At 67.7% G+C, this 13186-nt stretch carries 11 protein-coding genes and 1 pseudogene; 5 read left to right on the forward strand and 7 right to left on the reverse strand.

The features are described 5' to 3' along the window. The first annotated feature begins 73 nt into the window (after positions 1 to 73). The 5 genes from BN1056_RS09760 (at position 74) to BN1056_RS14775 (ending at position 5790) form a co-directional block, all read left to right on the forward strand. Positions 74 to 2197: a DUF6571 family protein gene (locus BN1056_RS09760; RefSeq protein ID WP_210580764.1), complete on the forward strand. Its 2124-nt coding sequence runs from the start codon at positions 74 to 76 to the stop codon at positions 2195 to 2197. A gap of 76 nt (positions 2198 to 2273) precedes the next feature. Beyond that, the gene (locus BN1056_RS09765; protein ID WP_210580766.1) at positions 2274 to 3290 is read left to right on the forward strand and encodes a DUF6571 family protein; all 1017 of its coding nucleotides are present in this window, start codon (positions 2274 to 2276) and stop codon (positions 3288 to 3290) included. Further along, the gene (locus BN1056_RS14770; RefSeq protein WP_244671635.1) at positions 3194 to 3943 is read left to right on the forward strand and encodes a hypothetical protein; all 750 of its coding nucleotides are present in this window, start codon (positions 3194 to 3196) and stop codon (positions 3941 to 3943) included. The genes BN1056_RS09765 and BN1056_RS14770 overlap by 97 nt, the downstream gene beginning before the upstream one ends. Positions 3944 to 4011: 68 nt before the next feature. Beyond that, complete coding sequence (locus tag BN1056_RS09775; RefSeq protein ID WP_210580768.1) at positions 4012 to 4719, forward strand: hypothetical protein; 708 nt, start codon at positions 4012 to 4014, stop codon at positions 4717 to 4719. Between the two features lie 3 nt (positions 4720 to 4722). After that, complete coding sequence (locus tag BN1056_RS14775) at positions 4723 to 5790, forward strand: hypothetical protein (protein WP_244671636.1); 1068 nt, start codon at positions 4723 to 4725, stop codon at positions 5788 to 5790. Between the two features lie 3 nt (positions 5791 to 5793). Here the strand turns inward: BN1056_RS14775 and BN1056_RS09785 are convergent, their stop codons facing one another. The 7 genes and pseudogenes from BN1056_RS09785 to BN1056_RS09815 form a co-directional block, all read right to left on the reverse strand. After that, positions 5794 to 6462, reverse strand: coding sequence for an NUDIX domain-containing protein (locus BN1056_RS09785; RefSeq protein WP_210580770.1), 669 nt, complete (start codon positions 6460 to 6462; stop codon positions 5794 to 5796). A 26-nt stretch (positions 6463 to 6488) separates the two neighbouring features. After that, entirely contained in the window at positions 6489 to 7655 is a 1167-nt protein-coding gene (locus BN1056_RS09790; RefSeq protein ID WP_210580772.1) for a glycosyltransferase family 4 protein, read from the reverse strand. Continuing rightward, entirely contained in the window at positions 7652 to 9304 is a 1653-nt protein-coding gene (gene murJ, locus BN1056_RS09795; protein WP_210580774.1) for a murein biosynthesis integral membrane protein MurJ, read from the reverse strand. Before murJ ends, BN1056_RS09790 begins: the two co-directional genes overlap by 4 nt. A gap of 23 nt (positions 9305 to 9327) precedes the next feature. Further along, complete coding sequence (locus tag BN1056_RS09800; protein WP_210580775.1) at positions 9328 to 10251, reverse strand: hypothetical protein; 924 nt, start codon at positions 10249 to 10251, stop codon at positions 9328 to 9330. A 20-nt stretch (positions 10252 to 10271) separates the two neighbouring features. After that, a complete protein-coding gene (locus BN1056_RS09805; protein WP_210580777.1) occupies positions 10272 to 11195 on the reverse strand; it encodes a copper transporter in 924 nt (307 codons plus the stop codon). Positions 11196 to 11213: 18 nt separating this feature from the next. Continuing rightward, on the reverse strand, positions 11214 to 12455 hold the full coding sequence (steA, locus tag BN1056_RS09810; RefSeq protein WP_210580785.1) for a putative cytokinetic ring protein SteA: 1242 nt from the start codon (positions 12453 to 12455) through the stop codon (positions 11214 to 11216). Between the two features lie 56 nt (positions 12456 to 12511). Then, positions 12512 to 13186 (reverse strand): annotated as a pseudogene (locus BN1056_RS09815) (DNA repair protein RecN); the annotation flags it as partial.

Genomic DNA, 13186 nt, shown 5'->3' on the forward strand with positions numbered 1-13186 from the left:
CGGCGCACGAGTCGTGTTCCTTCGCAAGCAGCAGCTCAACGGCGTCGTTTGTCAATTCTTTCAGGAGTGGCATATGGCTTACGTGTACTTGCATGAGGAAGACCTGCAGGCATTCATCGATGCTCTGAAGAGTTTCGCTTCGTCGAATAACGAGGAGTTGGATTCTATTAGCAGGAAGAACACCGAGTATGGCGATCCTGCCGATATCCGCGGCAGGATCGAGTGGTGGTCGACTCCGCGTACGCACATCGGTGACCTGTCACGGACGGCAGAGGAGCTGCAGGTGCGGCTGGATCAGGCCGTGGAGATGAACTCCAACGGGGTTACACCTATGGACGGTGTTCTAATCTCCTACTACCTGCCCGACGACATGGAGGACACCCCCGCCAACGTCAAGGCCTATAACGGTGATGCGGTAACCCGTGGCGCGAAGGATGCCGAGACCCTACAACAGGCACGTAAGAATCCTGACGGTGTGGCCGAGGACGGCCGCACCGTGGAGCAGGTCCTTGATGACATGGCCCAATATCAGGATGTACCCGCCTACGGGAATGCGGTCGTACGGGCCTACGGCGGGGTGGACGGCTACCTGGATGAGTTGCTGCAACTACAGTGGTACTACACGAGTTCCAACCGCGACCAGATCTCCATCGATCACGAGGGTGTTGACCGGGCAGTGGACGTTCTAGGGCGGGTGCTGGCCTCAGCCACCAACTCCGAATCGACGCCTGAGGGCTACGACTCCTGGTCGGACGCCATGTACAAGGCGGTAACCGTCAAGGGGCATCGAGGACGGATGTCGGCTCTGAACGCGCTGCTATCTGTAGATGACGCCGTCTACGACACCACCACCCTGGTTGACCTGGCCGACCAGTTGGAGGACCTACCCTTTGGTGGGTCGGCCGCCAGCAGCACCCCTAACTCCCTGTACGGCTGGGACCACCCGATCTACGGCTTCATATACAACGAGGGCACCGCCCTGCAGGGCTACTCCATGGACCCCCTGTACGGGGTGACGATGGCGATGGGTAATAACCCCGAGGCGGCCTTCAAATACCTCAACCCCGACGGCCAGATGAGCGACGGGCAGTGGGCCCCCGGGGAGCAGACCAAGAAACGCTGGGAACTGCTCACCGGACGTTACTGGGACAACGACGTCGGCCTAGACGGTTTCACCGCCGCCATGGCCGGCAACTCCGCTATGCGCGGCAGCGACAATGCGGACACCGCCGCCGCAGCCACCTGGACTGTTGCCAGATCCATGGAGTTCGCCGTCGATAACGTTCCCATCGCGGACTACACCGAGGCTATGAAGGAGAACCTGTCCGTCGTGGTCGCCAACACCGCCGAACAAGGCGTTGACGTCGCTAATGGCGGCTACCCCAGTGGCTTGGGCCTATACCAGGGTGATGATAGCAAGACCGACCATGACGACAGGAACCTGTACACCACGCTGATCTACCGGCTCATCGATAACGAGAACGCCGCCGCCACCATCGCTTCCGCCTTCACCAACGCCGCTATGGAAAGATATCCCATAATCACCGACCCAGAGCAGTTGAAGAAGAAGTATCAGAAAGTTGGGGGCGTGTACGGGTACCTGGGCGCCATCGGTAGTGAGCGCCTGACCGATCTTGAGGACGCCTCGGCCGCCGAACAGAAAGCCCTCGAGGACTCCATAGGCACCATGGTTAGTGTAATGACCACCATCTTGGGCGGCCGTATAGCCGACAAAGGAGTGAAGCTTGCCTGGGATGTGGGCAAGACCGTGACCGAGCCCATCATGGTCGATCAGCTCGCCCCGGACGACCTGCCCGACGTCGACGTGCCCGATACGGGCTCCCCTTCCTCGCTGGAGTCCCAGGCCTACGCAGAGGCAGTCAACCAGGGGCTGATCACCGACCCGGAGGCCTTCAACCCCGAATACCTCCAAGACGACTCCGGCCGACCCTACTCCTGGTACACCATCAACCCCGACGGCACCACCACCTTCAACCTCGACAACCCACCAAGTAGCGAACAAGACGTCCAGGTCCATAGCTGGGCCAACGACATAGACTCCGAACACGACCCCAACAACGTCCTCACTGGTACCGACGGGGCTATAGATGACGGTGTCGGCAAGGGGCAGCGCCTGATCCAAGGCAGTGATGGAGAAGGAGGTAAAGACGATGCTATCACTATCAAGAGAGACTAGACAGTCTAGCCACGCTGCCAGAAGGCTAAACCGGTGGCGGTGGTGCGGTCGGGCCGTCACCGCCTTATGTCTATCCGTGTCCCTGGCGGCGTGCGGGCTTATCAATGGCTCGGATGGGCCAACTGCGCTTGCGGAGGCGCCTCTGGCGGATGAGACCATCTGCGGTATCTTCCCCAACCAGGATCTCCAGAGCATTCTCGGTTTCAGCACCTACTGGTACAGCTACAGCACCAGCCCCACAACGAACGTGGAAACCGGAGAATCCGGCTACAGCTACAGCTGCAACATGGACTCCGACAGCAACCCGTTCGGGCAGCTTGAGATCAGCTACGGAATCAGTACACCTCTTGATACCGGCTACGGGCTGGTGGAGTTCGATGACATTCCCGCCGAGTACCCCGACACCGCTCAGGAGGCGACTTTCAAGGGTGTGGAGGGCGAGGGTTGGGTGTGGACCGACAGCGTAGAGATCTATGTGGCCTGGCGATACAACAACACCCAGACACTCCTGGCCCGCCTGACCTACTGGGGCCCACCAGAGAACCTTGACCAGCAGGCCAGCAACTTCCACACCATCCTCGAACCCGCCCTGGCCCAGATCCCCGAACTGGCCTCCACAACCCCCACCCACGTCACTGTCCCCTCACCCACGCCCGAGGCCGAGGACACGGCCACCGGCAACGCCGACCAGGCCCGCAACCAGGCCGAAGAGATCGAGAGCACCGCGGCTGCCGCCAACAACCGCCAGCTCACCCTGGCACTGCTCAACTCCGGCTTATACACCCCCGAGGACCTCAAAGCCACCCTCCAGCGAGCCGACAACCCCGGATACGCCCTGGACATCATCATCGACCAGGACGGTAACAACCTCTACAGCCCCACAAACCCCGACCTCGACCTCACCGACACCCGAAAAAACGGGTTCGACGACGGCTGGGGTGCCACCAACCCCGACAGCAGCGCCACGCCACAACCACCAGCGGAGAAAACCAAGCCATGCCACCAACACCTGTCAACCACCAAGGCAAGCACCACAGGCGCACGCCCGCAGCCACCCGGAGGTGGCGCCGTCTCCCCGCACACACCACACTGACGACGCTAACGGCACTGACGGCCGCGTGCCTGGCACTGGCCGGCTGCTCCCTAATACCCACCAACACCCAGGAAACACCAAGCGCGGCCCCGGCAACCGCAGTAGTCCCAACCACCGCCCCCACCAGCAACGACGAGAAATACACCTGCCCCGGCATCCCCGACACGGCCCTGTACGCCATGTTCGGCACCAACATCACCATCACCGCCTCAGACAAGAACAAAACCACATCTTCCGAATGCTTCGTGCGAGTTTCAGGCGTGAAGGGTGTAGTTTTCTACTCGACGTTCTGGTACATCTACAACGACAGGCAGCCATCAGACGAACCCCTCCTGGCTTGGGGTCCGGAGGTGTCATCCTTCACCTTCAACGGCATAGACGGGCAGGGCGAGGCCCACACCTCCAGCCCCGGGGCCGAAACCGACTACGGCAGCACCGCGTTCACCTGCGGGGACCACTACCTCGCCCTAAGCGTCGACCACTCCTCGCTAATGGCCGGGGACATGCGAGATAACCTCATCGCCCTCACCCAATCAGCCCTCCCCTGGCTCTGCCAAGACCAGCCCATCCCCGGACTTGGCAAAACCATGGAACAAGCCCGCCCCTACTACGCCTACCCCACACCCCTACCCTCACCCACACCCACCAACTGACACTCCCACCACCCAGACGACCAACACCACCTGCACAACCGCCCTGCCACCAAGAGAGACCACCCAACATGCAATCTCAAGTTCCCACAACTAGCCGGCCCCACCACCGCCTAGCAGCAGGCCTGCTGGCACTACTACTGGCCTGCGCGCCCCTCGCCGCATGCTCGTCGGGCTCGGACGACAACCCCTTGAATATTCCTACTTATGACCCGGAGGCTGCGGCGTCGGCGGAGGCGTCGGAGTCCGCGGCCGCTGCTGAGGCGTCTGCATCCGCTGCGGCCTCCGCGGAGGCCGCAGGCATAGTCACTGCGGAGTCGCTGTCCACTGAGCGGCATGTGATCACGTCGATCCCTGAGGACCTGGATGAGCAACAGACCGAGATCCTCAAGGCCTTCGCCAACTATGACGAGGTGACCTGGAACATCTGGTTCACCCGCACCGGCATCGAGGACGCCCAGCCCCTCATGACCGCCGAGGCATACGAAAGACTTAAGAACAACGTGGACCAGACCGTCGCCGGACACACCGATGGTGCGGTGCGGGTCGCGGTGACGTCGGTGTATCTGACATCCCCCTACGACTCGCCGCCGAAGGCGACGGTCCAGGTCTGTGACGACCAGACCGACCTGGTTGATTATGACGCTGACGGCAATGACATCAGTGATCCTGGGACCCTGCAGGTGCGCTACGAGATCATCATCACCATGGTTTACGAGGACGGCACCTGGAAGGAAGCCGCCGAGGAGTACCTGTCGACCAACGAGTGCACGGTGTGAACCATGCGCCAGACCTCTCATAAACTATTCGTCACGCTGAGCGCGGCACTCCTTGTGGCGACACCGCTCATCATGACGGCCTCGCCGGCCCAGGCATTCGAACAGAAGAGGGATGCTACTGGTACTTCGTCTTCTGGTTCGGTGGTGCAGGGTGGGGATGGTTCGGTGACGATGACGGTGGAGGCGGCCTCCGTGTCGGCGGCTCCGGACGGCTCGACTGGTTCTGGTGGTGGCGCTACGGCGTGGTCGCAGTCGGTGACCGCGAGCGTGCATCCGGTGTGCTGGTACGCGCAGAGTAGTACCGGCGCGGAGAAGGCGAAATATATCGACTCGCCGGAGTCCACCAGCTACATGAGTGTTACACGCGGCAGCATGTGGGATGACTATAAGGCCCGCTTCGCCGACTATCAGTCGCATGCGGATGACGAGGAGGGGCACTGGTACATCCCCAACTGCGACCCTAGGTACATGGCTGACGGTGACGAGCGCGACTTCAACGACATCATGGCGGACTACTACGCCAACAACACCCCCGTGTACGTGCCCGCAGGCGAGTCTGCTCCCACCCCGGAGGTTGACGGGGCGACGCTGGCGCAGGCGGCCTGGGACTCAATCACGATCCCGACCGCCACGATCGGCTACAACCCCACCGTCGGGGACGTGCAGGCCACGATCGTGGGTATGGACACCTGGGTATGGGCCACCGGCAACACCCCCAAGGAAGTGCGGGTGACGGCTTCGGCGGGGTCGACGACGGCGACGGTTACGGCCACCGCTAGTCGGTTGACACTCCAACCCACCGACGGAACCGCCACCTGCACCGGCTTCGGCATCCCCTGGACTGAAGAGAACGACACCAAGGGCACCGACTGCAAGATCATATTCAACCGCTCCAGCGCCCACCTGAAGGACTCCGTGACCCCAGTGCACGTGAACATCTCCTACACCACCCAGTACACCGCCTCTGATGGTGCTTCCGGTTCGATGGGAACCCACACCACCTTCGGGAGCACCACCATCCCCGTAGCCGAAATCCAAACCCTCAACACCCAACCAACCAAACAACCATAAAACTCACAGGCTCTCGGGACTGCGCAGCCAGGCGGCGTCGGCGGGCCGCAGGCCCGTGTAACCGCCCTCGCGCACGCGCGCAGCGGCGAGAATCCCGATGACGGTGGAGGGGTTGTGGAGCAGACCGCGCATGACCGCGTCCACGGCGTCGTCGAAACGCACCCAGGTGGGCTCGAACTCGGCCTCCTCGGCCTCCCGGGGAATCCGCTCCTCCACCGGCAGTAGTGTGAGTTCGCGCGCGAGGAAGGACCGCGCCCCCTCGGTGGTGAATCCGGGTGAGGCGTAGGAGTCGACCAGCACGTCCCAGCGGGCGGCGGCATAGTCGGTCTCCTCGGCGAGTTCGCGCTGCGCCGCGGCCAGCGGCTGCTCCCCCGCCACGTCCAGCAGCCCGGCCGGGATCTCCCACAGCATGGCCCGCACGGGGTGCCGGTACTGGCGCACCATGAGGATCTCGGCTGCCGCATCCGGCTGCGAGGAGTCACTCCCCTCCCGCAGCGCCACGATGTTCACGGCATCGTGGTGCGCGACTGTCTGGCGTCGCACCGGAGCGAGCCCGTCGCCCAGCACCACCGCGTCATCGTCAACGGCGAAGATCGGCCCCGACCAGGCGCGCTCGTGGCTCACGACGCGGCGCGTCAGATCGTGGGTGTCCCTGAGGCTTTCTCGGTTCACTGTTCTCTCCTCCGATTCTCGGCGTTTCAGCGGTGGGCGACGACGGCTTGCAGTTGTGCCCGCAGGTCCGCCTCGGCGGGCAGGAGTTCGGCCGCTTGTCGGGCTCGTTCCCGCGCCTGCGCGCGGGCTTCTGCATCGGCCAGCAACCCGGTGATCGCATCGGCCAGGGCCTGCGGCTGCGGCGGCACCAGGATCGCGCCGCCGCGGGCGGTGGCGGCGGTCCCGCCGACGTCGGTGGCGACGATCGCGGCGCCCGCCTGCATGGCCTCTTGCAGCGCGATGGGCTGCCCCTCCCACAGGCTGGTCTGCACGACGACGTCGGCCGCTTCCATCAGCGCGGGCATGTCCTCCCGCCGGCCCAGCAGGTTCACGGGCAATGACTCGGCCTGGATACGGGCCGCGGCGGCTGCCCGTCCCGGCCCCTCGCCGGCGACCGCCCACACCAAGTCTGTTGCCGCGGCGTCGGATACGGCGGGCGTCGCCAGCAGGGCCGCGGTGTCCAGCAGCAGGTCCAGGCCCTTCTGCGGGGCCAGCCGGGCCACCGTGAGGATCCGCGTGGGGGCGCCCCGCCAGGCGGACTCGATGGAGGAGGCGCGCGGGGCCAGGCCCTCGGTATTGCGCCGAGGCGCGGGGATGACGGCGAGCTCGACACGCTGCGCGCCGCGGCTGCGCTGGCGCTCGGCCAGGTCCGGGCTGACCGCGAGGATGTGGTCGGCGCGCCCGGCCACCAGCTGCTCCAGCCGGTTCCCGACGGCGGTGGTCAGGCGCCCCCCGACGGGGAGGTTGTGGATGGTCACCACCAGACGGGCCCGGCCCGGTCGCGGCCCGCCCAGGGCCAGCGCCGCCAGGGCGCCGGCACGCAGCCCGTGGGCGTGGACCACGTCGGCGCGGCGGCCGAGCCGACGCAGGCGGGCCACGACGACGCCGTCACCGGGCGTGGGACGTGCGCCGATCGTTAGCAACTCGGCCCGCGCCTGGCCCAAGTCGGCGCCATCCAGCACGTCGGCCGGTGCCTCCACAATCACGTCGTGTCCCGCCCCGGCCAGGATTCTGGCGCACTCGGCGACGTGGGCGCGCATGCCGCCGGCGGCACTGCCGGAAACCTCCAAAATGCGCAGCCGGGCCCGCGCCTCCCCCGACTCCGCGGGAGAGGTATCCGGGACGGTTGACGGGTTGTCGTTAGGCAGGCTCATGTCGTCTCCTGTGACTCAGGTGCTCCACCTGCGCCGCGAACACCGGTGTCCGGATGTGCGGGGCGGCGCAGAGCGGCCAGCAGCTCGCGGTCCACCACGCATATGGCGGCCCCGGTCGCCGCGGCGGTGAACAGGGCTCCGGCGAGCGCCACGGCTACCCCGCCGGCGACGGTTTCGGGCTGGCGGCTGAGCCAGTTGCAGGCGAACCCGGCCACGGCGGCGACGGGCAGCGTTAATGCCAGCACGCGCGCCGTCGGGGCCAGCACCCGCACGCCCATACGGCACGCCAGCGCAGCCAGCAGCCCGACGCCGGCCACGCACATGCCGACGGTCGTGCCCAGGGCCAGGCCCTTGAGCGTGGCCACCCCGTCTCCGCCGTGCGGAGCCAGCAGCCGCACCGCAGCCCAGGACGCCAGCGCGACCGTGAGCCAGCCGGCAGCCGCGGCACACGCGGCCCCACGGGCCCGGTCGGCGGCGTACAGCGCCCGAGTGACCTGGTAAATGAGGGCGTAGCCGACCAGGCCGGGGGCCAGCAGGGCCAGGGAGGCCCCCATACCGTCCACGTCGGCCAACAGCGCGAAGAAGCGTTCGGCGCCGTCGGCGGCAGCCAGCAGCATGCCCGCCCCGGCCACGGCCACGCCCGTAACCAGCGCGGTGGAGCGGGCGGTCAGCAGGTGCGCGTCGTCGTCGGCGCGAGTGAAGGCAGCGGCCAACCGCGGGTAGATGACGGTGGCGACCGGGACGACCAGCACCGCATAGGGCAGCACATACACAGCCTGCGTGTACTGGTAGACGGCGACGGTGCCGGTGTTTCCGCCGGCGCGGGCGAGCGCCAGCACAGCCAGGACGCTGAGCTGCTGGGCGAGCAGCGTCCACACCCCGGCGCCCCCCAGACGCAGTGCCCTGGCCGCCTCGGCGCGCCCCAGGCTCAGGGTGGGCCGCAGGCGCACACCCAGGCGGTGTACAGGCCACAGCAATGGCAGGGACAGTGCGGCCACCCCCAACGTGGTGCCCCATCCGAGCAGCTGCAGAGCCGCCGGAGAGGCCGTCTCCGCGCCGTCGGCCAGTGTCCCGTATACCGCGTAGGTGGCGATCACCACCAGGCTGGACAGGACCGGAGTCAGGGCCGGCCAGGTGAAGCGGCCGTGGGCCTGCAGCACGCCGGTGAGCACCACACCAATGCCGTATAGGGGGATCTGCGCGGCGAACATGCGCAGGAACGCCGCCACCAGGTCCCGCTGGAGGCCGGGATCCACGCCCTGGGAGACGGGGAACCAGCCGGCGATCGGGACCGCACAAGCAGCCAGGATCACGGCCAGCGGGGTCAGTACCAGGAGAACCAGGGTGAGCAGTGCGGAGGCGGTGCGGGCCACGTCACGATCGCGTCCGGCACTGATGGGGGCGGCCAGCAGCGGCACCACCGTTGCGGCCAGTGCCCCGCCGACCACCACCTCGTACAGCACGTTGGGTACCTGGTTGGCGGTGGCGTAGGCGCCGGCCACCGTGCCGGCTCCCACCGTGGTCGCCTGCACGATCCAGCGGAGGAAGCCGAGCGCACGTGAGACCAGGGTGAGTCCGGCGACGCCGCCGGCTGCCCCCAGGACCGCCCGCCGGGGGCCGGCGACGGCGGGAGCGGCTTGCGCGGACACGACTGTCGTCGGCTTCTTGCCGGTCACGAGGCCCGGCGTCCGCAGCGGTCGACGGCGGACAGGAAGCGGTTGCCCTCGATCACCCGGGTGAAGGAGACCCGCTCGCTGGCCAGGACCAGCCCCGTCCCGGCCAGAGCGGCCGCCACTCGCACGCCGACGCGGGGGTGGGCGGCCAGGGCCGTTCCCACCAGGGCACCCACGGCGTTGGCGCCGGTGTCCCCCAGCATGGTCGTCTCCCCCAGGTCCTCCGGCAGAGCCGCCCCGGCTACCCCGAGGGTGCCGGCGGCCAGGGCGCGGCTGGCGGCGGCGCTCGGGCTCCGGTCGGCCAGCAGCGGCACCGCGGTCAGTGCGGCCGCCTTCAGGGCGCGGCCGGGGCGCAGGTCCAGCAGATTGTGCAGGTTGGCCCAGGACGCGACGACGACGGCGTTGGTGGCGGCGTCCGCCACCGCTGCCAGCGCAGCGGCTTGGGTTCTCCCGCGAGTGATCAGGCCGCCGGCCACCAACGCCCCGGCACCGATCCCCACAACCTTGAGGGCGCCGGTGGTGAGGTGTCCGCGGCGCAGTGCCGCCAGGTGTCCCTTCAGGCCCTTGGCTGGGGCGTCGCCGTCGTGCGCGCCGGCGTCGAGGTCATCGACCAGCCCCGCAGCGCCAGCGGCCGTGGCCGCGGTCACGGCCGCGGTCGCCACGTTGGCGCCGGCGGGCACGTTCGCGTCGTGCAGGAGGCGTCCCGCGCAAGCACCGGCCGCGGCGGCACCGGCCGCAGCCCCCACGCCGCCGCGCAGGCTGACGGCGCGACCGTGGAAGTTCGTACGTTCAAGGCGACGCCGCAACCGGGAACCTGCGCGTCCCAGGGCGGCGGAAACCGCCGCGGTGGTGATCGCGGAGGCGGCCGCGACGGTTGCGTGGCCGCAGCTGGAGCCGTACGACGTCGGCGTGGGTCGCGTCATGCCTGCAAGCGTAATCGGCGTCAGTGGGAGATGGGCGGGATAACGGCATCCGCACCGTCGTCGAAGCCGTAGCTGCCCACCGTGCCCGTGGCGGTGGCGGCCAGCGCCAGCGGGGTGGACACGGCCGCGGTGGCCTGCCCGATGGAGTCCACCGTGGTTACCGGTGCCTCGGCATTGCGCAGTGCCGTCACGATGTCGGCCGCGGCGTCGCCGGCGCCGACCACCACGGTAGTGGCGGTCGACGCGGCACCGGTCAGTGCGGAGGTCCAGGCGGCGGCGTCCTGCTCCGGTGTGGCCTGTGCGGTCGGCTCGCTGCCATCCGCGGCGGCAACGGTCCGCGGGCCGATCACCACGATCATGTCGGCCGGACCGGAGGGCTGCGCATCGACGGTGACCAGTGGGGTGTCGGAGGCGGTGAGTAGTTCCATCAGGGCCGTGGCGTCCTCCCCCTCTTGGGTCAGCGCGGTGGCCAGCCCCTGCCCGAGGACGGCGTTGCCGTCCGCGGCCACGTCGTCCAGGTAGGGGCCGAACTGGCCGGAGTAGGTGGAGCGGAAGGAGTCGCGGGCGGTCTCGGCCCAGGCGCTGGTCAGGGTGACCCGGCCGGTGATGGTGGCGCCGGCGGTTTCGATTTCGGTGACGACCTGGTCGATGTCGTCGCCCTCGGCCTCGGGCATGAGGACGACGGCGACGCTGCGCCCGTCCAGCACCCCGGGCAGCAGGGTGTCGGCCGCGGAGGTGATGTAGTCGTCGCGGTCGTTGACCGCCGCCTCAGTCTGCTCCAGCCGGGATTGAAGGTCGTTGCGGTCCGCCCGCAGGGAGCTGACCTGATCGTTCAGTGCCGTGCCGAGGGAGTTTTGCAGCGGCCCGGCCCCCAGGACGACGCCCACGGCGAGAGCCAGAAAGACGGAGATGAGCGAGACCAGGTGGTAGCGGAAGTCGATCATGAAGGATCCTGTACTTGCTCAGACGGAGGGTGTGTTCGGAGTGAGTCCAACCAGGGACCGGAAGAAGTTGACCAGATCGTCCCATACGGCGCCGGACAGTCCGAGGAAGGTCTGGCCCGCGGGGGTGGAGGCGAGGGCGACGAACAGAGCGACCAGGCCCGCCAGCGCCAGCAGTCCCAGCTGCCAGCCGGAGATGCGCGTGCGGTACAGGCGGGATACGCCCTTGGCGTCGATCAGCCGTCCGCCGACCTTCAGCCGGGTCAGGAAGGTGGAGGACATCCCGGCGCGGCCCTTGTCGAGGAACTCCAGCAGGGTGGCGTGGGTGCCCAGGGCGACGATGAGCTCGGCGCCCGCTTCGTCGGCGATCAGCATGGCGATGTCCTCGCTGGTGCCGGTGGCGGCGAAAACGGTGTGTTCCACGCCGAGGTCCTCGACCCGTTTGAGGCCGGGGGCGCGCCCATCGCGGTAGGCGTGGACGATGATCTCGGCGCCGGAGGTCAGTGCCTTGTCGGACACCGAGTCCATGTCCCCGACGATCATATCCGGCTTGAGCCCGGCCTCCAGGACCGCGTCCGCGCCGCCGTCGACACCGATGATGACGGGCTTGTAGTCGCGGATGTAGGGCTTGAGGGCCTGGAGGTCCTCCTTGTAGGAATAGCCGCGCACCACGACCAGCACGTGTCTGCCGGATATGGAGGTACGAATGTCCGGCATGCCGACGCCGTTGAGGAGCAGGTCGCGTTCACCGCGCATGTACTCCATGGTGTTGGCGGCGAAGGCCTCCAATTGAACCGACAGTCCCTCTTTGGCGGACTCCATGAGTGCGTCAATGCTCTCGCGGGTCTGGATGGTGCCCTCGGCGAGGATGGTGGAGTCGGCACGCGCATCGGGCTCGGTTTCGCCGGCGTCCGCCTGATCGGCCCGGTGGTGGCGGTGAGTGACCCGGCCCTGCACGTGCACGGCCCCGGCGTGCTCGGACTCGGGGTCGAGGTCGATGGTCACGCGCTGCCCGTCGTGCAGACGCATAACGTCGGGGCCGAGATCGTCGACGAGTGGAATCCCGGCGTCGATCAGGATGCCGGGCCCCAGGTTCGGGTAGCGGCCGGAGACGGAGGGGGCCGCATTCAGCACCGCCATCGGCTTGCACTCAACCAGTGCCTCCGCCGCCACCCGGTCCAGATCCACATGGTCTATGACGGCGATGTCTCCGGGTTGGAGGCGTTTGGTGAGTTTCTTGGTGCGCGCGTCCACCCGCACCATGCCGCTGGGACGGTCAGGTGCCGGCGGGGCCTGCTTGCGGAACGGAAACGGAAACCTCACGACTGGGATTGTGCCACGTGGGCTTCGGCTATCAACTCAGCGGCATGCCGGAGGGCCGCCTCGGAGTCCTCGTGACCGGAGAGCATGCGCGCGAGTTCGCGCACCCGAGCCGAGCCGGTGACGGCTTCAACGCGGGTGCGCACGGTCGGTTGGTCTTCCCCGGTGTGCTGCGACACAGCCGTGTTGCCCGCATTGGCGGGGGCGCTCTCCTTGCGCACTACCAGCTGGGTGTCCGCCCAGGCGGCAACCTGGGCGAGGTGCGTGACCACTACCACCTGGTAGCGGCGGGCGAGTCGCGCCAGGCGCCGTCCGATCTCGCGAGCGGCGCGGCCGCCGACACCGGCATCGATCTCGTCGAAGACGAAGGTGCGCTGGTGGTGTATCGGCGCCCCGTCCGCAGCGTCGGGTGGCGCACCGCCGGGGGCGGCGTCGGCCAGGACGACCTCCAAGGCCAGCATGATGCGTGACAGTTCACCCCCGGAGGCCCCCTTGCCCAGGGGCAGTGCAGGAGCTCCGGGATGAGAAATCAGCAGCAGGGCGACGTTCTCGGCGCCGGTGGGGCCGGGGGCGTCGCGCGGCTGCAGGTCGACGACGAAGCGAGCGCCTTTCATCTCCAGGCCGGCCAGCTCGGCGTTGACCGCCTCCTGCATCCGCTCGGCCAGGTCCCGGCG

This window comes from Actinomyces succiniciruminis (assembly GCF_900002405.1).
In the GTDB taxonomy this organism is placed as follows: domain Bacteria; phylum Actinomycetota; class Actinomycetes; order Actinomycetales; family Actinomycetaceae; genus Actinomyces; species Actinomyces succiniciruminis.

Excerpts from the sequence above, each read along its gene's own strand:
- BN1056_RS09760 (WP_210580764.1), top strand. The coding sequence starts at position 74 with ATGGCTTACGTGTACTTGCATGAGGAAGACCTGCAGGCATTCATCGAT.
- BN1056_RS14770 (WP_244671635.1), top strand. The coding sequence starts at position 3,194 with ATGCCACCAACACCTGTCAACCACCAAGGCAAGCACCACAGGCGCACG.
- BN1056_RS09775 (WP_210580768.1), top strand. The coding sequence starts at position 4,012 with ATGCAATCTCAAGTTCCCACAACTAGCCGGCCCCACCACCGCCTAGCA.
- BN1056_RS14775 (WP_244671636.1), top strand. The coding sequence starts at position 4,723 with ATGCGCCAGACCTCTCATAAACTATTCGTCACGCTGAGCGCGGCACTC.
- BN1056_RS09790 (WP_210580772.1), bottom strand. The coding sequence starts at position 7,655 with ATGAGCCTGCCTAACGACAACCCGTCAACCGTCCCGGATACCTCTCCC.
- BN1056_RS09800 (WP_210580775.1), bottom strand. The coding sequence starts at position 10,251 with ATGACGCGACCCACGCCGACGTCGTACGGCTCCAGCTGCGGCCACGCA.
- BN1056_RS09805 (WP_210580777.1), bottom strand. The coding sequence starts at position 11,195 with ATGATCGACTTCCGCTACCACCTGGTCTCGCTCATCTCCGTCTTTCTG.
- steA (WP_210580785.1), bottom strand. The coding sequence starts at position 12,455 with ATGGTGCGGGTGGACGCGCGCACCAAGAAACTCACCAAACGCCTCCAA.